The organism is Ureibacillus yapensis (assembly GCF_003515775.1).
Taxonomy (GTDB): domain Bacteria; phylum Bacillota; class Bacilli; order Bacillales_A; family Planococcaceae; genus Ureibacillus; species Ureibacillus yapensis.
On the sequence record NZ_QWEI01000002.1, the window covers coordinates 327,288 to 348,489 of the forward strand.

The following is a 21,202-nucleotide window of genomic DNA, read 5'->3' on the forward strand; positions in this document are numbered from 1 at the left end:
TCTGGAAATTGCCTCTGCTTATGTTATAAACCACATTTTAGTTGGGCACCACAGCTGGTACATGTGTTGCATCCGCCTAATTCTTCGACTGTTCCTTGTCGGCAAACCGGGCAAGTATTTCCAACTTCCGATCCGATGGTGACATTGGTAGTTGTCAACGGTGCAATCGTGTCCACCAAGACCACCGGGTGTTTTTCGTTTATTTTTTCTTCATTCAGTTCTTCAAATGATAATTGTTCATCATGGGAAGATTCTGCTTTTAACGTAAGCACCTGTGAATCACGGCTGCCATCCACGTAAACAGTACCGCCTTTCGCGCCTCCTTTATATAGACGCTCGTACACTTTTTGAACTTGTTCAACCGTGTAGCCTTTAGGTGCATTTACCGTTTTCGAAATCGATGAATCCACCCAGCGCTGAATCACGCATTGTACATCCGCATGCGCCTCCGGACTTAACTCCATCGAAGAGATGAACCAATGCGGCAAGTTGTTTTCATCCGCTTCCGGATGGGCTTTTAAATATTCTTGAACGATTTCTGCTTTTACTTCAATAAATTTACCCAATCGTCCAGAACGATAGTAAGTGAATGAGAAGTAAGGTTCTAGTCCTGTTGCTACTCCTACCATTGTACCAGTGGATCCAGTCGGAGCAACTGTTAGGAGGTGCGAATTGCGTATGCCGTTTTCAAGTACACCTTGGCGCACATGCTCAGGCATTTTTTGCATATATCCTGTGTTGATAAATGCTTGTCTTAGACGAGTTGTTTCTTCTTCGGTTTCGCCTTCCAGGAATGGGAAGCTGCCGCGTTCTTTGCCAAGCTCAATCGATGTTTCATAAGCGGTTACGGCAATTGTTTCGAAGATTTTGTCTACTAATTCATTTCCTTCTGTTGAACCGTATTCTTTTTCGCAATAGATTAATAGGTCCGCTAGCCCCATTACCCCAAGACCGACACGGCGTTCACCTAATGCCTGCTTACGGTTTTCTTCCAGGAAGTAAGGTGTTGCATTAATTACATTATCCTGCATACGTACACCCACACGAACCGTTTCGCGAAGAGCATCGTAATTAACCGTCTTCGATTCTTTCTCGGCAAACTGCGCTAAGTTAACAGCTGCCAGGTTGCACACGGAAAATGGTGCAAGTGGTTGTTCACCACACGGATTTGTTGCAACAACTTTTTGGCCATAGCTTCGTGCATTGGTCATATCGTTCGCATTGTCGATAAAGAAGATGCCTGGTTCTGCAGCATAAGTTGCACAGATATTGATTAAATTCCATAGCTCCCGCGCCTTGATGTTACGATAAGTGCGAACTTTGTATCCTAATGCTTCCCATTCGCGTACATCCCCTACCTCATGCCATTTTTCATTGTAAATGGCCATCTCTTCAGGCGAGTAGTTGGCTACATCAGGGAAACGAAGTTCATAGTCTTCATCGTTTTCAACAGCTGCCATGAAATCTTTTGTTAACGTTACCGAGATGTTCGCACCCGTTAAAAACTCTGGGTTGTGAACAGTGTAATTTCCGCCATCTTTTAGTTTGCTTTCAGCTTCCTTGATAATGGCTTCATTGAATCCACCTAGGCCCGGAATTGCTTTATAGTTTACAATCCCTTGGTACATTGCCTCTTCATGTTGGGTTAATGGCGTGAATTTCAGTTTTTCGTTTGCCAGACGAGCGATTAGTTCATCATCCGTATTTTCGATTAAGAACCGTAGAATTCGAGGGTTTTGCATTTTGGAAATAATGAATTCCACAATATCCGGATGCCAATCCGCCAGCATGATCATTTGAGCCCCGCGCCGTGACCCACCTTGTTCCACAAGATGCGTCAATTTCGCAATATCATCCAGCCAAGAGACGGAACCGCTTGACTTGCCGTTGACACCGCGCGCCAATGTGTTGCGTGGTCGAAGTGTTGAACCATTTGTTCCAACCCCGCCTCCACGGCTCATGATTTCCATTACTTGTTTGCGATGGTCGCTTATTCCTTCTCGGCTATCCGGTACAAATGGCATGACATAGCAGTTGAAAAATGTTACGTCTGTCTGGGAGCCGGCTCCATAAAGTACGCGTCCAGCAGGAATAAATTTTAATGAAACCAATTGTTCGTAAAACTTATTGAACCATTTTTGCCTATTTTCTTCCGTTTCTTCAACAGCCGCCAATCCTGTTGCATTGCGCTTTGCAATTTGCTCATAGAATACTTCCAGAGGCTTTTCGATTACGTCCAAGGAACGAACGATTATCCCAGTTTCTTGCTCGTTTGCAGTTTCCAATACATGGCGATATTCTTCTTCAATTAAAATTTCGGCTTTTTTCGATTCCAGATCAATCGATTGAATAAACCCTAAACCGCGGGCAGGAAATTTTGGATCTTCTTTAATTGTTAATACAACAAAATCTCCAGGTTTTAACGTTTTCTTTTCGGTATCCTTGAACGAATATCGGTCAATCATGACCAATCTTGAGACACCTTTGTGCGTGATATGCATCTCCGGTGTGATTGGATGCACTTGAGGAAATTTCTCGATGTCTTTATTTAATTGCTCTACGAGGATGGTTGTTTTCGTTTCTTTTGCCAATACCATCTGCCAGCCTCCCTTAATTAATAATACATCTAGTATAATCTAGACCTCTAGTTGACACAACATATTGTGCCCGAGGAAAAGATTTAATACTAGATGTAGACAAAAAATATACTAGAAAAGATTACCTTATAAAAAATATCATTTCAAGGGGTTGATTTTTTTGAAACTAGCGAAAAACCTTTAAATTAGAGACTTAGGGCATTCAAAAAAAATTTTCGAATAAGAAACATACGTTCCTATTTCCTGAAGTTCCACTCATCATTTAAATATTTTGTTTCTTCGATTTTTTTCACATAGTTGCGCTGCTCTTCCGTTAACTCATAAGGAACCAATTCAATGTCCAACGCTTCTTCAAATCCTTTTTTAAACGAATCTACACATTGATCAATGGATATGTCCTTATCGGTTAATTGGCGAATGGCTACGGCCTTTTCAGGAAGCTTTTTGCGCATTTTTTCTTTCACTTCCGGGGAAGAAAATTTGAAAACGGATAATAGTTTTTCTTCATCCAAATCAAGCAAGATGGCACCGTGCTGTAAAATTACGCCTTTTTGGCGCGTCTGTGCACTTCCGGCCACTTTCTTTCCTTCCACAACCAGCTCGTACCAGCTTGGAGCATCAAAGCAAACGGCACTTTTTGGCTTCTTTAAATCTTCTCTTTGCTGTTCAGTATCCGGAACACTGAAATAAGCATCCAAGCCGAGATTTTTAAATCCGAGCAATAATCCCTCGCTAATGACCCGGTAAGCTTCCGTGACGCTAGCAGGCATGTCAGGGTACTGTTCTGTTACGATGACGCTGTATGTCAGCTCATGTTCATGCAAAACAGCTCGTCCGCCTGTTGGGCGCCTTACAAAGCCTAAATTCTGAGCGTTCAGCGCTTCAAAATCTATATCTCGGTGGGCTCTCTGGAAATAGCCGATTGAGAGGGTAGCCGGATTCCATTCATAGAATCGAATAACAGGCGGGATTTCGCCTGTACTATGTAAATCAAGCAATGCTTCATCCAAAGCCATATTATAAGAAGGACTGCATGGCCCTGAATTGATAAAATACCATTTCGCTTTCATCTCATTCATCTCCTAGGACAACTTCTAAACACTAAATATCATTTTATCAAACGGATTGGACTAACGCCACTTTCTCTTTTATAATGGAAAGGGTAGAAAGAAAGGAGAAAAACTGTAGTGGCTGGAGTACTTTATACAATTGCGATTATACTGGGCATTATCATTATCTATGTTCTAGTAAATACACTGCGACTGAAAAAAGCAGTGACAAACTTAACTCAAGATCAATTCATCCAAGGTTATCGAAAAGCCCAACTGATTGATGTACGGGAAGTAAAAGAATTTGAAGCTGGACATATTTTAGGGGCACGAAACATCCCTTCAACACAGCTTCGACAACGTTACAAAGAAATCCGTCCAGATTTGCCAGTATACTTATACTGCCAAAATTCAGGACGCAGCGCACGTGCTGCATTGTTCCTTAAGAAAAAAGGATACGACCATGTCTATCAATTACAGGGTGGATTCAAAACCTGGACTGGAAAAGTTAAAACAAAAGCATAACAAAATATAAATTATTATGTTCTAATTTATTTGTTCTTTAAAAAAGGGGACTTCTCAAAGTTGAGAGGTCCCCTTTCAATTGAATCGCAAGGCTACGCTTTTGTATAACGAAGCACAGGCGTACGAGCTGCACGCGTTTCATCCAGACGGCCTATAACCGTTGTATGAGGTGCCTCTTGCACAAGTGAAGGGTTTTCCTCCGCTTCCCTTGCGATTTGAATCATTGCATCGCAGAATGCGTCCAATGTTTCTTTTGATTCTGTTTCAGTAGGCTCGATCATCATTCCCTCTTCCACATTTAATGGGAAGTAGATTGTTGGTGGATGATATCCAAAGTCAAGTAAGCGTTTTGCCATATCCAACGTTCGAACGCCCTGTTTCTTTTGGCGACGGCCGGATAGAACAAATTCATGCTTACAATGACGGTTATATGGAAGATCAAAGTATGGCTCGAGTCTTCTCATCATATAGTTAGCGTTCAGTACCGCATATTCCGTTACAGCTTTTAGGCCGTCTGGACCCATTGTTCGAATATACGTGTATGCACGAACGTTGATTCCAAAGTTGCCGTAGTATGGTTTCACACGGCCGATGGATTGTGGACGATTATAATCGAAGTGGAATGTGCCATCTTCCTTTTTCACCAGCACCGGTTTTGGCAAGTAAGGAATTAAATCCGCTTTCACGCCCACTGGACCTGAACCTGGTCCACCCCCGCCATGAGGACCCGTGAACGTTTTATGTAGATTTAAATGGACACAGTCAAAGCCCATATCCCCTGGTCGCGCTTTACTCATTACCGCGTTCAAGTTTGCACCGTCGTAATATACTTTACCGCCGACGCCATGGATAATTTCGGCCATTTCCAGAATATTTTCTTCGAATAAACCTAATGTATTCGGGTTTGTCAACATCAACGCTGCTGTATCTTCACCAACAACGCGGCGTAAATCTTCCAGATCCACTAACCCATCTTCATTGGATTTGACAGTAATCGTATCAAAACCAGCTACCGCTGCAGAAGCAGGGTTCGTTCCATGCGCTGAATCGGGAACGATCACTTTATTGCGATGCCCTTCGCCATTTGCTTCATGGAATGCACGAATCATCATCAAGGCTGTCCATTCTCCATGAGCTCCAGCAGCAGGCTGCAATGTCACTTCATCCATTCCTGTAATTTCCACTAGAGAAGTTTGCAGGTCATAAAGCAATTCCATTGCACCTTGTACAGTGGATTCGTCTTGCAATGGATGGATATTGGCAAATCCAGAAAAACGGGCAACATTTTCATTAATTTTTGGATTATATTTCATCGTGCAAGAACCAAGTGGATAGAAACCGGAATCCACCCCATGGTTGCGTCGCGATAGCGCTGTATAATGACGCATAATATCCAATTCAGCCACTTCAGGCAATTCAGCTGCTTCTTGTCGCACATAGCCTTCCGGCAATAATTCCGTTAAATCAAAATCGGGAACATCCAATTCCGGCAGGTTATATCCTACTCGGCCCTCTTTTGATAATTCAAATATGAGTGATTGGTTTTCGTTATGCATTGTAAACCCCCATTTTCTCAACTAGTGAGTCAATCTCTTCTTTTGTACGCAACTCTGTGACAGCAATTAATGCATGGTTTTCCAGTTCAGGATAAACGCGGCCCAAATCAAAGCCACCGATGATTCCATCCTGCAATAATTGCTTGTTAAGTTCTGTTACGGAACCATTTGTTTTCACGACGATTTCGTTAAAGTGCGCCCCTTGGAATGCTACTTCAAAACCGGCTGCTTCAAAAGCATTTTTGGCATATCGCGTTTTGGCGATATTTTGCTTCGCCATTTCTTGAACACCTTGTTTGCCAAGTGCTGTCATTGCTACAGATGCAGCAAGAGCCAATAATGCTTGGTTGGAACAAATGTTGGACGTAGCTTTTTCACGTCGAATATGCTGTTCACGTGCTTGAAGAGTTAAAACATAGCCTCTTTTTCCTTCTGAATCGACTGTTTCCCCAACTAAACGTCCAGGCACTTTACGCATTAACTTTGATGTTGTCGCAAAATAGCCGCAGTATGGGCCGCCAAAGCTTTCCGGAATACCGAAAACTTGCGCATCCCCTACTGTAATATCAGCCCCAAGTTTCCCTGGAGGCGTTAAGATTCCCAGTGAAAGAGGATTTGCCGATACAACAAATAATCCTTTCGCTTCATGCGTCAATTCGCCGATTGTTTGAAGATCTTCAATTTGTCCAAAGAAATTAGGGTATTGTACCATGACCGCAGCAGTGTTTTCGTTCAAAAGGCCTTTTAGCGCATCCAAATCAGTAATGCCGTTTTTCGCAGGAATTGTTACGATATCGATTGATTGTCCAGCCGCATATGTGGCAACAACATCACGATATTCCGGATGAATCGCTTCAGATACTAAAATTGTTTTTCTGCGAGTGTGGCTTGCAGCAAGCATACCTGCTTCCGCCAATGAAGTACCGCCATCATACATGGAGGAGTTTGCCAAATCCATGCCAGTCAGCTCGGCAATCATTGTCTGGAATTCAAAAATGGCTTGCAATTCACCTTGCGAGATTTCAGGCTGGTACGGCGTGTAAGCTGTGTAAAACTCCGAACGGGAAATCACATGATCAACAATTACCGGTTTATAGTGGTTATAGATCCCTGCTCCCAAAAAGGATACATTCGAATCCGTATCTTCGTTTTTAGCTGCCAACTGCTTTAATTCTTTTAATAGTGCAAATTCAGATTTTGCTTCTTTTATATTATATAGCCCTTGGAATCTCACACTTTCTGGAATATCCGAAAATAACTCTTCTACACTTTCAACGCCAATCGTTGCAAGCATCTCTTTTTGATCTTGCTCCGTCATAGGAAGATAACGATGTTTCATTTACTTAAAACCTACTTTCGCGAATTATTTTGAACGTTTATAAAAAGGTGTTGCACATGTAACAGCCTTTGAACGTTTATTTCGAATTTCTATTTCCACTTCATTATCCAATTGGGCGAAATTCGAATCGATTAAAGCCAACCCGATATTTCGTTTTGTTAGAGGCGACTGCGTACCGGATGTTACTTCTCCGATTTCAATTCCATCTTTGTAGACTTTATAGCCATGTCGAGGAATCCCTTTATCCACCATTTCGATTCCAATGACTTTTCTTGGAACCCCATTTTCCTTTTGGGAAGCCAATGCACTTTTTCCGATAAAATCGCTTGATTTCTGCAATTTAACCGCAAATCCAATACCGGCTTCAAGCGGCGAGATCTCTTTTGAAAGCTCTTGCCCATAAAGCGGCAGGCAAGCTTCAAAACGCAATGTATCACGTGCGCCAAGACCAGCTGGTACGACTCCTTTTTCTTTGCCTGCTTCCAGGATTGCAGACCAAACATTGATAATGGCCTGTGGTTCACCATAAAATTCAAATCCATCTTCCCCTGTATAGCCGGTACGAGATAAAAGTACTTTATTCCCCGCCACGGATACATTGTCGATAAATTTAAAATATTTTAAAGATTTTAAGTCCACGTCAGTCAATGTTTGCAGTACTTCCTCAGCTAGTGGGCCTTGTAGTGCAATTTGAGCATATTCATCTGATTGGTTAACAATAGTCACATCACCTGAGACATGTCCTTTCATCCACTCGTAATCTTTTTCAATATTTGCTGCATTCACGCAAAGTAAATATTGTTGTTCTCCAAGTCGATAAACAAGCAAATCATCCACAACTCCGCCATTTTCATAACACATGGCGTTATATTGGGCGCTGCCGATTTCAATTTTTGAAATATCATTTGACAAAAGATACTGCAGATAACTTAAAGCATCTGTACCTTCCACCAAAATTTCTCCCATGTGGGAAACATCAAAAAGACCTGCACGATGACGGACTGCATCATGTTCTTCTTTTATTGAAGAAAATTGTACGGGTAGTTCCCATCCACCAAAATCGATTGTTTTGCCTCCGTATTTTGCATATTCATCAAATAACGGCGTTCTTTTTAGTTCAGTTCCCAAGGCTCAATCCCCCTAACAGTTTTTTAGGCCTAACATAAAAAAGGACAGACGAATCCTCTATGAAATATGAGGAATCCCTGTCCTTGCACCTGAAAGTTACACCAAATCATCTTTTTTGTGAAGTAGAAAAAATTTGGCTTTCCCCTTTGGTGGCTGTTTGTTTTAATCCAATTCGCCTTGATGAATCTAAGCGTAGATCTGCCATTTGCTTGAATCTGCACGCTGCAGATTAGCAAATCTACCGCACAAGCGACGATTCGGCTAACTTTTTTCAGCTTCAAAAAAAGCGTCACCCAAATCAAGGCTAGCTTCATTTGGGGCAAACCCCGAAACAAAGCTAAAACAACAGCGCTCTCCAGAGTTGCGTCCTGTACGAGTCTTTTTGCCTGAGAGATTCATAGTTGCTGCTACTTGCTCCTTCGGCGACGCTTTAAACGTTCTCTCCCCGCACAATCATCCGCGTCAATATCAACCATATTAATGTACTGATTTGATTCTCTTGGCTATATCCTAACATTGAACGCTATGTAAAGGCAATATTTTTTTAAAAATAGTTCAGAGGCGAACATTTCTTTATTCAATATAAAAATCATTCGCCTTTTAGTCGATTTACCTGAAAACCAATGTACTCTACGATTTGACGGATTGTTCGGCCAGCCGTTAAGACTCTAATATGACCGGCCGACCGATAGAATTTCTTCCGGGAGTAATAGAGCTGTTCCAGCTCCTTTTTTGTAGAACGTTGAACAATTGGCCGGTTTTTATCATTTTTGATACGTACATATATGTCTTCGAAGTTCGCATCCAAAAAAAACACCAATCCGGACCTTCGCATAATTTTACGATTTTCTTCGTTTAATGCGACTCCTCCACCCGTAGCAATTATACAAGCCTCATTGCGAAAATTTTGCAAAAACTCCGTCTCCAAAGCTCTGAAATGGGCCTCTCCGTATTTCTCGAATATTTCGGGTATCGTCATCCCTTGTTGTCTAACGATTTCATGATCCATGTCGTAATACGGCATTCTAAGAAAATAACTTAATCTCCGTCCGATAGCGCTTTTACCACATCCCATGAAGCCTACTAAGTATATTTTTCGCATGCTATCACCTTCTTGACTTTCCAAAAATCTCCCTACTATTTACTGCCAATTTCCTCTAGTAAGTTTATCGTAGCACGAACATTGGCGAATTCCAATGAATTATACAATTTTATTTGCGATTCATATGATAAATAATAGAAGGAGATAAAAGAAGTTGCGAGAAAAAGTAACATGATAGCTGCTGCAAAGGATCCGCCTCTTTCATTCCTGACTTTTTTGAACAAAAAATTTCCGCTCCTTTTTAATGCCGTTTTGAAAAGTCGCTTCAATTGAAATAAACTGATTGTCCCACTTGAAGAATACCGATTTTATCCCTATTAATAATGGAACATTGCCATCATTCTTTTTGAGCCGAAGAACATCCCCACTTTGATTAATGGTATAGATGGTTTGTATTGGGTAGTAGATATCGATTGATGTTGAGTCGCTGGACAAACTGACATTTTCTACTTCAACAAAATATTGCTGCATATCCTGGATAAAGAGCTCCCAAGCTGCCCCTTCATTCGTTAAAAATGTTGCATTCATTTGTTGAATCCATGCCAGAACCAAAAGGACAATCTGTGAAAGCATAATAAATACAACGAAGTTAAATAACGCCTCCAGCAATGTGTAGCCTTTGCCATTTAAATGTTTGTTTCGTTTCGAGTAATGCATTTTCTTTGCGCTCCAAGTGTATTATTAAATCCCACACATATTTGCTCACCATCATAGGTCCATTCATATTGATTTTGCTCAATTAAAATCATTCCGCCTGCAATTGATAGCGTCTTTATCATTTTGGCTGCTTGCAAGGCAGTCTCAGAGGCATGAAGTTCCGTTTTTTGATTATATAAACTGCTTTTCAAGTGATTTGTTAACGGAATTAATGAACCTGTAAGCATTAAAATAATAACGACGGATAACAAAGTCTCCATAAACGCTATACCCCTGCTATTCAATTATTCTCATCCGCCCTTCTTGTATATTTACTACCAAGCGAACCTCTCCAAACCTTGTATAAAATCTAATCGTTCCAAAATCGCCAATGTTCCCATTTGCAGTAAACATAATCGCTTTGGTATTGCTGTGCTTATTGTACTTTATGTTTTTCGGCAGTTCTCTTTCAAATACGATTTTTCCACTATATAAAAAATTGGCGCTAAAATGGGACTCATCTATAAATCGAACAGTGATTGGCGTTTCTTTTTCAATTGCAACTGCTTGCGCTGACTGTATATCCAGCATGAGTTGCTGAAAAAATTGGTTCACGATACGTTTTTCCGAAATATTTGCTGTTGCATGAAACACCATTGAGGTCGTCAGTAAAACAATATAAAGCACAAGCAGCATTTCAACTAATGTAAAACCATTGCTATTTTTCAAATGCTTTTGAAACGATTCCACCATTTTTACTGCACTTCACTTTTTGTAACAACTGCGGTTACACTGCCATCAGCATTAATTTGGATTGAATCCCCGTTTGGACAAGCAGCTTCTTCATCTTTGGGCAAGTATTCCTTTTCTTTCAGCGCTTCCAGGGTAGGAATTGCATGATGGTCAATTTTATATGCCTCCACTTGACCTTGCACCATTTTCACGTAAGCTTCGCATCCTTTACTATCAATAGAAGCAAAATGTTTCGTCACATTTGGGATGGTCACCAATATCAATACCGATATAATGAGCAACACAATTAACATTTCAATTAAAGTAAATCCTTTTTCATTCTTGATTTTCACTTGTATACACTTCCTTTATATTATTTCAATCAATTCATACATCGGCAGCAGAATGCTGAGATAGGCAGCTATAATACTGATCGCAATTACTATGAAAAATAATGGTTGCATGACGGAAACGCCTTTTTTTATAAAAAATTGAAGCTTTTCATCCAACAACTCGCTATAAATTAACAACTCCCTCCCTAAATAGCCACTTTTTTCACCATGTTTGATAAATTCTTCGAAATTAGGAAAAAACCACTCCAATTTAAAGACTGCCACGGAAAGAGACTCGCCATAGATAACCTGTTTTTCAATTTCATTTGCGACATAAGAGAGAATTTTATTTAATTGCTGAGATTGCAGAATCTCCAATGCTTGCTGTAAAGCAAATCCACCCACCAATAAATCTCCCAGCGCTTTGGCCAATTGTTTTGTTAAATGTAATTTGTAGAAGTAATTAAAGAATGGAATTTTCATTAATATTTTAATTTGCGTATGGATTTCTTGTCGTTTGATGTAGAGCAAAGAAGCTAAAACGAGGGTTAGTAAAACTAACAAGGCTATGACAAACACGTCTGGAAGCCTCAAAAATAAAGAAGATAGGAATACAGAAGATTCACTGTCCGAATTTGTTCTTGTATTGATGATTTGGGTGATATTCGGCAAAAAGTAAGTGCGGAACGCGAAAAAGATACCAATCATAAAAATGCTTAATAAAACGGGATAGGTTAATAAACTGATGATTTTTTTCTTCATTTTTTCATTAAAATCTAATTGTTGGGAGATGGTTTGCAAGCTTTCAGCCAGTTTTCCGCTTTCTTCTGAAATTTGAATGACGATTAAAAAATGTTTCGGAATGGGAAAGCACTGTAATATATTGATTGCATTTTCCCCGTTCCGTAGTTTTTCTTGAACAATTGTCCGCCAATATTCGAGATCATCAACATGATAAGGAAGCAGCATATCGATAGAATCGGAAAACGTATAGCCTTCCTGCAGCAGTGTACTTAACCGATTAAGGAAGGAGGGCAATTGATGAATTTTCTTTTTTGGCTTGTTTAGTGCAGAACTAAGTTTAGAAAATAGATGTTGCATTTCTTTTTCTCACCTCAAATGAAGCCAGTTGACTTGCTAACGTCTCGGAAGACGGCATCCTATATAACTCTCCACGCATTGTTGTTGCAATCGCATCAACCAGATTTAAATCAGACAAAATTTCATAAACCGCTTTTCTTTCGTCATTTCCTGCATGAACCAATGTTTGGGCCACGATTCCTACAACAGCTTGTCTAACTTCTTCAATAGAGATATTTAAATCCAATAATCGATAGATACAATTAACCGTGTCTTTTGCATGGATGGTAGAAAGCACCAAATGCCCGGTGAGTGCCGCTTCTATCGCAATGTGGGCTGTTTCCCTATCTCGAATTTCCCCTATCATGATAACATCGGGAGAATGTCGCAGGATTGCCTTCAAACCTGTAGCATAAGTAACTCCTGCTCGCTCATTTACTTGAATTTGAAGTAAGTTCGAATGATTGCTTTCCACTGGATCTTCCAAAGAAATTACGTGCCGTGCTAATTTTTCGCTTGCATAGTTAACCAATGAATATAATGATGTGGTTTTGCCCGACCCCGTAGCACCGCAAAACAGAAATAATCCTTGGCGGTTGGAAGCAAGTTGAATAAGCTTATTCGAAGAAGCCGGATTCAGGGACAACGATGAAATGGGAAGCGTTGAATTCTGTACCATAATACGAATAACAAGACTCTCTTTTTTAAAAACAGAGGGTAAAGTAGAGACCCGAAATGAATATAGCTTATTGGAAACTTCTTTGTGGAAGGTTCCGCTCTGGGGCTTTCTCTTTTCACTAATATCAAGGGAAGATAAAAATTTAAAAAATGAAATAATCCGATCGCCTAATTCTATTGGCAGCTCACTTGAAGGAAATAGTTTTCCATATTTCCTGAAATGGGTAGCATAGTTGCCTTCCTGTGGAACAATATGAATGTCAGATGCCCCGAAATGGAGAGCCTTCAACAATAACTGTCCACTCTTGTTTTCAATCACGGATTCAATATCCAAACCAACACACCTCCTGATTTAAGAACCAACTATTTGACCGCTAACTTACCGATAGTATAGCTTGGAGAAGTTGATTAAAAAACCCTTTTTCTTAATATTAATTTTTCACCTCTTGCAATAGCCGGAAAGGCTATTTTTCGAAGCAAAGAACCACCCTCCCAAAAAAGAAGACTCGAAAATATATTTTTACGCTATCCTGCAGTATTGTTTTTTAAAATCTCTATCAATTCTATTTTAGAAAAGTTACAATATAACTGTAAGAAAAGTAAAATACTAGTAGAGGTGATACCATGATTCATCCTTTAAAAATTACCGGAACGTTAGCTGACGAAACTCGCTATCATATATACGAGTACTTGCTGCAACAAAAAAAAGCATTTACCGTTCAAGCGATTGCCGACCAATTCGGGATTCACCCCAATGTAGCTCGGCTTCACTTAACAAAATTAAGCGAAATCAATTTAATCACTGCAGATTTTGTGAAATCCGGTAAAGGTGGCCGCCCTGGCCGTGAATATAAAGCAACGGAACAAGGGATTGAACTAAGTTTCCCCAGAAAAGACGAAAGCCGCTTAATTACATGGGCAGTACAGCTGATAGAGAAATTGGGAAGCGAAGCGATCGAGACGGCAAAACAAATCAGTTACGAAGATGGCCGGAAACAAATGAGAGAAGCGATCCAAAGTTATAAAGCAACCTCTTTGGATTTTAATGACAAAATCCAATTGCTCACTTCCTCTGCTTCATTGATTGGCTATATCCCTCAAATTTCCGAAACAACCGAAGGGAAAAGTATTCAATTCTCTATTTACCATTGTCCATTCAATAATCATTTAGATACCGATAATGAGATAATCTGTCTATTGCATGAGTCGTTTCTAAAGGGACAAGTTGACGCCCTTTTTCAACAAAATGAGTTTGTGCAATTTGAAAGTATGATCCATGATTGTATAAATTGCGAATATAAAATAGAGTTGAAAAAAGAATTTTTCTAGAAAACATCTACCTTTTTCTTACAACAAAATTCAAGTAGCGGTTTACATTATCGATTGGAATCATTTATAATAAAAGTTGAGATTATTGTGTCGATTGGCAAAAGGAGGGATATTACATGAGTAACATGTATAAAGTGATGGCATTCTGGACTGGTATTTTTGCCGTTATGTTCTATCTTGGTGATATGTACGAGGTTTCGCTATTATTCGTTGGTAATACTATTTTATTCTTATTATTAGGATTTTTAAACTTGACAGAACGCATGTACATGTACATTTTCGGAGCATATTTAACAATATTCTTCGCTGGATTTACGTACTACGCTACATTTATCCACGTACCGGGTGCAGGCCATTAATCCTTGACATCGACTGTAAATCAGTCGATGTTTTTTGTTTCTGGCTCCTCCTGTGAAACTCCCCCTTCAACATGGCTAAGACTACGAAAAAAACCCTTACAGGGCTCTATAGTCCTATAAGGGTTTTCGTAAAGCTTGTTGCAATGTTTGATAGAGTTCAATCCAAGCTTGAATTCCAATTAAAATCCATTCAGAAACGGATTTTGATCCATTTCTTCTGCTGGGGTCGTATAAGATCCATGTCCCGGGTATATAATTGTATCTTCGGGCAATGCCAACAATTTCTCATGAATTGATTTTAAAAGCACCCCCAAAGATCCCCCCACTAAATCCGTCCGGCCAATACTTCTTTCAAATAATGTATCCCCCACGATTGCAAAGCCATCTTCCTCAAATAGATACGAAATGCTGCCTGGAGAATGGCCAGGCGTAAACACCGCCTTGAACGTAAAGCCATTTAACTCAAATAATTGTTCGTTACGGATAATATGTTCGGCCAATGGTTTATTTACGATATAGTTTGGAAGCTCCGCATACTTTCCTGAGCCATTCTTTGAAGGGTCACCAAGCCAATCGACTTCTTTTTCATGCACATACAACGGTAAATTGAACTGCTCTCTTAAAGCATCAACCGCCCCTATATGATCAAAATGGGTATGGGTTAAAAAAATGGCGATTGGTTTTAATTGATTGGAGTTTATGACCTTTACAATTTTTGACGCTTCTTCGCCCGGGTCGAATATAATGCATTCTTTTTGTTTATTGCTAACAATATAACAATTCGTTTGTACCGGTCCTAAACTGAATGTTTTTACGTTTAACATGAAAATCACCTCTTGATTATTATACATACATTAGAAAAAAATAACATCGCCACGCAGGCTGTTCTATTATTTCTTCTCGACAAACAAGTAAAGGTGATTTACAATATAATGGAATATTGTTTATCGACATACATTCAGTAGTGTCGAAAGGAGTGCTTTTATGAACTTATTAATGATTATTTTCGCGTTAGTAGCAATTTTCGCAGTAGTAAACTTCTTTCAAGCAATTAAACAAAAAAATATCCTAGCGATCATTTTTAGCGTAGCTACTGCAGCTATTTTTGGATGGTTCGTAATCATGACCGTATTAAATCAAGGTTACCCGCCAAAATTACATTAATTCCATGAAAAACGAGGCATCCTTAAATGCCTCGTTTTTTCATTTTACCGCTCTTCCATATAAAAAAGCTACCTCCAAAGAGGCAGCCCTTAACTTATTCTTCTATTTTTTCTTCAAGCTTTTCTTGCAATAGATTGCCTGTTTCTTCATCATAGAAGCGCAATAAATCGCCATTGATAATTTGATCGGAGTAGTCCAACTCAATCAGCGATCTGTCGATATACGGCTGACACGCTTCGATTGCTGTTGGCTCCCCTGTTTCGCGTTCATAACATACTTCCCCAGCGTATACTAATTTATCCGTTACGAAACGGCCATCGCGGAAAATAACGAAGTCTTCATGTTCATCGGAAAAAATATCTGCTCCCAATTGCATATCATTTGTTGTTTCAATTCCCAGCAAGTGCAGTATTGTTGGCCGCAAGTCAATTTGGCCAGCTGTTTTGTCAATCTCCTGTCCATCTCCGGATCCCGGAACATGGATGAATAATGGAACAGATTGCAATAACGCACTGTCGTAAGGTGTAATCTCTTCTTTATTTAGATACATTGACATCGCTTTATTATGGTTTTCCGATATCCCATAATGGTCGCCATACATTACGATAATCGAATTATCGTACAGTCCGGCTTCTTTTAGTTCATTGAAGAATACTTTAATTGATTCGTCCAAATAACGTGCTGTTTGGAAATAACGATTCAACGTTCCTGAATTTGAAGTATATTCAGGAATCATAATATCTTCCGGATCCAACGTGAATGGATAATGATTTGTTAAAGTAATCATTTTTGAATAAAATGGTTGCTGCATTCCAGTCATTAAATCCACGGACTGTTCAAAGAATGGAATGTCCTTCAGACCCCAGTTTACCGAATTCTCTTCGTTTACATCATAGGATTCGATATCATAGAACTTATCAATATTAAACGATTTGTAAATTTCATTTCGGTTCCAGAATGAAGAGTTATTAGAGTGCATGACGTTCGTAAAGTAGCCGTTTTCACCCAACTTTTCCGCCATTGAATTATAGGTGTTTCCGCCATGCGTGAAGAATACTGCTCCACGGCCCAATCCGAATAGCGAGTTCTCTACGATAAATTCTGAATCACTCGTTTTTCCTAATCCTGTTTGGTGATAAAAATCGCTGAAATAGAATGTATCTTTGTCATTTGTCAATGAATTTAAAAATGGCGTTACAACTTGGCCATTCATCTCATTATTAATCACAAAACTTTGCAGGGATTCCAGCTGCACCAGAATAACATTTCGCCCTTTATATTTACCGAACATTTCCGGGTTTACCGAAGCTTGGTTTGCTTGGACATAGTTATCCACTTCCACCAATGAGCTGCCATCTGCCAATGCGCGTTGGGCACTTGACTTAGATTGAACATAGATATCGTACAAATGATAATTATATGTACCGATATTTTTAACAAGCAGCTCGCGGTCAAATGCACGCGTTAATAATTGAGGACGTTCTGTTTCTGCCAAACCAAGATTCAGGAATAAAACCGCCATCGTTAAGACAAAATAAGCTTTGCGCATTTGCGGTCTAACCGGCGACATTTCCTTTACTTTAGGGACATACTTAATGGCTAAAATCAAAACAATGACGTCTGCAAAATAAAGCAAATCCGTTATATTGATAATTTCGGAAATGGAACCTCCCAAATCACCGAAGTTGCTTGTTTGGAATAAAACCGCAAAAGTAATAAAGTCATTATAAAAACTGTAAAATGCAACATTTGCATACAAGACAATGGCCAAAAGCACGCTAATTGTTATTAAATAACGGTTTCTTACTTTTGATGTTTTAAAGAATAAAGAGATGCCATAAGCAAATAAAATAAAGCTTAATGGATTAATGATCAAGATTAACTCCTGCATTGCATTTTCAATATCCATTTCAAAGCTTGTATGATAGACAATGACGGTTTTTATCCAGGTGGCTATAATGGCAATTGCTAATATCGAATGTTTAGGCCATTTAATCGATTTCATTCCAAAACATCCTTTCTTACAAAGTTAAAAATATATACAATCAAATGCACCTTGGCGTTATTGTGCTGCTGCAAATTTTCGTCGCAGTGCGGTTGATTTGAGTATTTAAACATCCGCCGAAGGTTTTTTGCTTCTTTTCAGTGGGTTTCCCCATGGAAGAAAGCTGAAAATCAAGTTAGCTTTACATAAAATATACAAATTTAATAATAAACAAAATATATCTTAATCCTTTTTACTTCAATAATCAATAGTGCAGCTACTAAGTAATTTAGCGAAAAACCCATCCTATTATACAAATTTTACAAATGTTAATTTGCCACTATAATTATTTACGTTTCATTAACAAAAAGGTTCCCAAATTAAAACAGTGGAAATATTCCACTGTTTCCGTTTTTTTATTAAAATTAAACTGTTGCATCTTCCACTTCAAATTAAAACTAGATTTTCTCTTCTTTTTGAAGTCTTGAACTTTCATTTCTAAGAATGAGAAGAGCGGATTGAAATTGTGTCGGCTCTAATATCCTTCCTTTATAAAGCTCCCGGATCTCCTCTTCCATCAATAATATATCTCCGATTCGATCGCCAGTATATATAAAAATGCCATATTGTTTTAACAAGTCATAGACATCCTTCATCGTTTTCATGAACGAAGCTCCTTTCGATTTAGAGTGCACTCGATTCTATCCGTTTCAGTAAGGATTAAATCAACCGGCTGATCATGCGGTTCAACAGGTACACTTTCAACCACTTGGATACTAAATGCCAACGAAATCAACTTGCCATTAAAACGGACTAAATAGCGGTCATAATAGCCTCCGCCATAGCCAATCCGATATCCCTTTTTATCAAACACGATTCCTGGCACGACCATGCAATCAATTTCATCAGGAGATACAAGTACTGTGCAATCCGTTTTCGGTTCCTTCAAGTCCATATACACGGTTTCCAGTTGATCAAAGTTCTCGATTTTATAAAAGTCCATCGTACGGTCTTTCGGATGGCACTTTGGAACAACAACCGTTTTATTTAACTTCCAAAGTTGCTTAATCAATTCAATTGTATCCACTTCGCGCTTATTTGAGATCGTAATAGCAATCGTATTTCCTTCTATAATAGAAGGCTCCCCCAATAATCGATCCATTATTTTTCGGGATGATTGTTGAAATTGTTCTATCGTTAGCTCTTGCAAAGACTGTGCAATCTGCGTTCTCAACATTTTTTTATGATCCATGGGCCTCATTCCTCAAAAGATTATTTTATAATTAAAAAGCCAAAACCACAAGTGGTTTTGGCAATAATGCTTACTTCGTTTCACGGTGAAGAGTGTATTTCTTCTCGCGAGAGCAATATTTTTTAAGTTCAAGACGCTCTGGATTGTTGCGTTTGTTCTTTTTAGAAATGTAGTTGCGTTCGCCACAATCTGTGCAAGCTAAAGTAATGTTTACGCGCATTATTAACCCTCCCACTCTATATCAAGACTGTATTCCATTTTGAGCATGATTTATACGACTAAATCATTATAACATAAACTAAAAAAAAATCTAGCATGTTTTATTATTAACTTTTCCTATGTTAGAATATAAAAAGTGACATACATATTTTTACCATGGTAATTTACTTGCGAAATATCAAAAATACGGAGGAATGAAATGGATTTATCGATCATTTTGATGATAATCGGAATTATTTGTATTATAGTCTCATTTTTCCTGAAAGATACTTCCAAAAAATTAGAGCAAGATTTGGAAGATTTATCGATCAGCATTTATCAGGAAACCAATTCGATCAAAAAAAGGTTGAAAATTGTCGAAGAAGAGTTGCTGCTTGAACCAAATTTTACGGTTAAACCCAAACAGAGAGAGTCATTTAGCCGAAATATGCAATCGGTGCCGCAAAGCAAAGACCACACCACCGGAAAGGCTTTCCAAGTTAATGAAATATTAGTGAACCAAGTCATACAGCTAAATAAACAAGGCTACCCAATCGAGGAGATTAGTAAAATGTCTACTCTATCAAAATCACAAATACTTGATATTTTAAAGAATGAGGGCAATCGATGAAAAGGTCCACTTTACGCTCTTTTGGGATTGCATTTTTTATAATGGGTTTATTTTTAACGTTCACTGATTCAACTTCCTCCGATCGGACAACCGAAGCGCAATATAAAGAAAAAATTGCAGCATTGGAACAACAATTAAACGATGCAAACGACACCATCTCTGAACTTCAACAAAAAGAACCGGCCCAACCAACAGCAGAAACTTCGGCAACAAAAGCACCGGAAGAAAACAATACGGATTTAAAAGCTTCTGCTTCTGAATCGAAAAGTTCCAATGAAGAGATCGTAACAGATACCCTATATATCTATTCAGGCTTGACGCCGGCGGAAGTTGCGCAAAAATTAAAGGATATGAGAATTATCAACAATAGCGTCGAAATGGAACTATTCTTGGCTCAGCCTGAATACGCAACTACGATACAAAAAGGTCAATTCGAATTAAATTCGTCTATGTCAATCGAAGAAATTGCCGATACGATTACAGGAAAATAACATAGTGAATCATTGCCAAAGGGCGGTATGAAAACCACTTAATCAATACCGCCCTTTTTCTCTATTTTTCCTAGAAAATATTCACGAATATACTCAAAAAGCAGAAGAACTGCAGTGCTTTTAAAGTGATGGCTCATATATGCTATGCCAATTTCCCGACGGCAATTTTTTGCTGCCACTTTCAACAGCTTTATTTTATAATGCTCCAATCCCTTGATGTGCGGAATTAGCGAAACACCCAAACCACTCTCGACCAGACCTGCCACTGTATGAACCTCTTCCCCTTCAAACGCAACATTCAGTTCAAAGCCCTCTTGTTTATATAAATCATCAACAGACTTTCTTAAAGAATTCCCTTTTTTAATCGAAATAAATGGTTCACTCGCAAAATCCTTCATGTTCACTTGCTCTTTATTCGCTAAACGATGGTCCTTGGGAACAATTAAAAAAAGCTCCTCCTCCCAAAGCTTTTCCCATACGATGTCCTTCTGTTTTTCCAAAGAAGAAACCAGGCAAACATCCAATTCCCCTTTCTCAAGTTTATTTAAAATGGCACTTGAATTGTTTTGGGTCAATTGAATTTTCATGTCAGGATAAACCCTTTTAAGAGCAGTCATCAGTTGAGGTATGACTTCAAGCCCAAGCGTATGGATAAAACCTATCGATACAACGCCATGACCGGGAGATGTCAAATTCAATAAATCCTCTTTTGCTTTTATGTATTCTTTCAAAACAAATTCTGCACGTTCCAAAAAAAATTTCCCATAGCGATTTAATTTAATCGATCTTCCATTTCGGTCGAACAATGCCACACCCAAGTTTTCTTCCAATAATGAAATGGATTTACTTAAAGCTGGTTGCGTGATATGCAAAGTTTCAGCAGCACGTGACATATTTTCCGTTTTTGCCACGAGTACAAAATAATGAAGCGAATTAAAATCCATGACATCGGGCTCCCTCATAAATAAACTTTATAAGTTAGATAAAAATAATAAATTATCCTTATATATCCATCTTCATTATAATAAATAAAAGGCCAT

The 21,202-nt window shown here is 38.9% G+C and carries 24 protein-coding genes and 1 riboswitch; of the genes, 6 read left to right on the plus strand and 18 right to left on the minus strand.

Annotated elements, in window-relative coordinates; all coding sequences use genetic code 11:
• Positions 1-23: 23 nt before the first annotated feature.
• On the minus strand, positions 24-2,597 hold the full coding sequence (locus D1B33_RS06300; protein ID WP_118875520.1) for a vitamin B12-dependent ribonucleotide reductase: 2,574 nt from the start codon (positions 2,595-2,597) through the stop codon (positions 24-26).
• Between the two features lie 236 nt (positions 2,598-2,833).
• Positions 2,834-3,667 (minus strand): lipoate--protein ligase family protein, encoded by an 834-nt coding sequence (locus tag D1B33_RS06305; RefSeq protein WP_118875521.1) that lies wholly within the window; start codon positions 3,665-3,667, stop codon positions 2,834-2,836.
• A gap of 117 nt (positions 3,668-3,784) precedes the next feature.
• On the opposite strand from D1B33_RS06305, the gene D1B33_RS06310 reads away from it, so the two are divergent.
• The gene (locus tag D1B33_RS06310) at positions 3,785-4,171 is read left to right on the plus strand and encodes a rhodanese-like domain-containing protein (RefSeq protein WP_118875522.1); all 387 of its coding nucleotides are present in this window, start codon (positions 3,785-3,787) and stop codon (positions 4,169-4,171) included.
• A gap of 92 nt (positions 4,172-4,263) precedes the next feature.
• Here D1B33_RS06310 and gcvPB read toward each other — a convergent pair whose 3' ends face one another.
• From gcvPB to comGA, 10 genes are all read right to left on the minus strand, one after another.
• Positions 4,264-5,727 (minus strand): aminomethyl-transferring glycine dehydrogenase subunit GcvPB, encoded by a 1,464-nt coding sequence (gene gcvPB, locus D1B33_RS06315; protein ID WP_118875523.1) that lies wholly within the window; start codon positions 5,725-5,727, stop codon positions 4,264-4,266.
• Positions 5,720-7,066, minus strand: a complete 1,347-nt coding sequence (gene gcvPA / locus D1B33_RS06320) for an aminomethyl-transferring glycine dehydrogenase subunit GcvPA (RefSeq protein WP_118875524.1) — start codon at positions 7,064-7,066, stop codon at positions 5,720-5,722. The genes gcvPB and gcvPA overlap by 8 nt, the downstream gene beginning before the upstream one ends.
• Positions 7,067-7,090: 24 nt before the next feature.
• Positions 7,091-8,194: a glycine cleavage system aminomethyltransferase GcvT gene (gene gcvT, locus D1B33_RS06325; RefSeq protein WP_118875525.1), complete on the minus strand. Its 1,104-nt coding sequence runs from the start codon at positions 8,192-8,194 to the stop codon at positions 7,091-7,093.
• A 364-nt stretch (positions 8,195-8,558) separates the two neighbouring features.
• Positions 8,559-8,651, minus strand: a riboswitch (glycine riboswitch).
• Between the two features lie 132 nt (positions 8,652-8,783).
• Positions 8,784-9,296, minus strand: coding sequence for a shikimate kinase (locus tag D1B33_RS06330; RefSeq protein ID WP_118875526.1), 513 nt, complete (start codon positions 9,294-9,296; stop codon positions 8,784-8,786).
• Between the two features lie 201 nt (positions 9,297-9,497).
• Positions 9,498-9,953 carry a competence type IV pilus minor pilin ComGF gene (gene comGF / locus D1B33_RS06340; protein WP_118875528.1) on the minus strand — a complete coding sequence of 152 codons (456 nt, stop codon included), beginning with the start codon at positions 9,951-9,953 and terminating at the stop codon, positions 9,498-9,500.
• On the minus strand, positions 9,923-10,213 hold the full coding sequence (locus D1B33_RS06345; RefSeq protein ID WP_118875529.1) for a hypothetical protein: 291 nt from the start codon (positions 10,211-10,213) through the stop codon (positions 9,923-9,925). Before D1B33_RS06345 ends, comGF begins: the two co-directional genes overlap by 31 nt.
• A 16-nt stretch (positions 10,214-10,229) precedes the next feature.
• A complete protein-coding gene (comGD, locus tag D1B33_RS06350; protein ID WP_118875530.1) occupies positions 10,230-10,685 on the minus strand; it encodes a competence type IV pilus minor pilin ComGD in 456 nt (151 codons plus the stop codon).
• 2 nt (positions 10,686-10,687) lie between these two features.
• A complete protein-coding gene (gene comGC / locus D1B33_RS06355) occupies positions 10,688-11,011 on the minus strand; it encodes a competence type IV pilus major pilin ComGC (RefSeq protein ID WP_199677378.1) in 324 nt (107 codons plus the stop codon).
• Positions 11,012-11,032: 21 nt separating this feature from the next.
• Entirely contained in the window at positions 11,033-12,097 is a 1,065-nt protein-coding gene (gene comGB, locus D1B33_RS06360) for a competence type IV pilus assembly protein ComGB (RefSeq protein ID WP_118875531.1), read from the minus strand.
• Complete coding sequence (gene comGA, locus D1B33_RS06365) at positions 12,078-13,088, minus strand: competence type IV pilus ATPase ComGA (protein ID WP_118875532.1); 1,011 nt, start codon at positions 13,086-13,088, stop codon at positions 12,078-12,080. The genes comGB and comGA overlap by 20 nt, the downstream gene beginning before the upstream one ends.
• 290 nt (positions 13,089-13,378) lie before the next feature.
• On the opposite strand from comGA, the gene D1B33_RS06370 reads away from it, so the two are divergent.
• Positions 13,379-14,083, plus strand: a complete 705-nt coding sequence (locus D1B33_RS06370; RefSeq protein ID WP_118875533.1) for a helix-turn-helix transcriptional regulator — start codon at positions 13,379-13,381, stop codon at positions 14,081-14,083.
• 116 nt (positions 14,084-14,199) lie between these two features.
• Entirely contained in the window at positions 14,200-14,442 is a 243-nt protein-coding gene (locus tag D1B33_RS06375; RefSeq protein WP_118875534.1) for a DUF2626 family protein, read from the plus strand.
• 179 nt (positions 14,443-14,621) lie between these two features.
• Here the strand turns inward: D1B33_RS06375 and D1B33_RS06380 are convergent, their stop codons facing one another.
• Entirely contained in the window at positions 14,622-15,266 is a 645-nt protein-coding gene (locus D1B33_RS06380) for an MBL fold metallo-hydrolase (RefSeq protein ID WP_118875535.1), read from the minus strand.
• Between the two features lie 160 nt (positions 15,267-15,426).
• Between D1B33_RS06380 and D1B33_RS06385 the strand changes: the two genes are divergently transcribed.
• Positions 15,427-15,606: a DUF2759 domain-containing protein gene (locus tag D1B33_RS06385; RefSeq protein ID WP_118875536.1), complete on the plus strand. Its 180-nt coding sequence runs from the start codon at positions 15,427-15,429 to the stop codon at positions 15,604-15,606.
• A 94-nt stretch (positions 15,607-15,700) separates the two neighbouring features.
• Here D1B33_RS06385 and D1B33_RS06390 read toward each other — a convergent pair whose 3' ends face one another.
• From D1B33_RS06390 to rpmG, 4 genes are all read right to left on the minus strand, one after another.
• Entirely contained in the window at positions 15,701-17,611 is a 1,911-nt protein-coding gene (locus D1B33_RS06390; RefSeq protein WP_118875537.1) for an LTA synthase family protein, read from the minus strand.
• Positions 17,612-18,048: 437 nt separating this feature from the next.
• A complete protein-coding gene (locus tag D1B33_RS06395) occupies positions 18,049-18,255 on the minus strand; it encodes a YqgQ family protein (RefSeq protein ID WP_118875538.1) in 207 nt (68 codons plus the stop codon).
• The gene (locus D1B33_RS06400; protein WP_118875539.1) at positions 18,252-18,842 is read right to left on the minus strand and encodes a 5-formyltetrahydrofolate cyclo-ligase; all 591 of its coding nucleotides are present in this window, start codon (positions 18,840-18,842) and stop codon (positions 18,252-18,254) included. Before D1B33_RS06400 ends, D1B33_RS06395 begins: the two co-directional genes overlap by 4 nt.
• Positions 18,843-18,912: 70 nt before the next feature.
• Entirely contained in the window at positions 18,913-19,062 is a 150-nt protein-coding gene (gene rpmG, locus D1B33_RS06405; RefSeq protein ID WP_008408521.1) for a 50S ribosomal protein L33, read from the minus strand.
• Positions 19,063-19,260: 198 nt separating this feature from the next.
• Here rpmG and D1B33_RS06410 point away from each other — a divergent pair, with 198 nt between their 5' ends.
• Together D1B33_RS06410 and D1B33_RS06415 are read left to right on the plus strand one after the other, a co-directional pair.
• On the plus strand, positions 19,261-19,671 hold the full coding sequence (locus tag D1B33_RS06410; protein WP_118875540.1) for a hypothetical protein: 411 nt from the start codon (positions 19,261-19,263) through the stop codon (positions 19,669-19,671).
• Complete coding sequence (locus D1B33_RS06415; RefSeq protein ID WP_118875541.1) at positions 19,668-20,162, plus strand: hypothetical protein; 495 nt, start codon at positions 19,668-19,670, stop codon at positions 20,160-20,162. Before D1B33_RS06410 ends, D1B33_RS06415 begins: the two co-directional genes overlap by 4 nt.
• A gap of 38 nt (positions 20,163-20,200) precedes the next feature.
• Here D1B33_RS06415 and D1B33_RS06420 read toward each other — a convergent pair whose 3' ends face one another.
• The gene (locus tag D1B33_RS06420) at positions 20,201-21,106 is read right to left on the minus strand and encodes a LysR family transcriptional regulator (RefSeq protein ID WP_233549403.1); all 906 of its coding nucleotides are present in this window, start codon (positions 21,104-21,106) and stop codon (positions 20,201-20,203) included.
• Between the last annotated feature and the right edge of the window lie 96 nt (positions 21,107-21,202).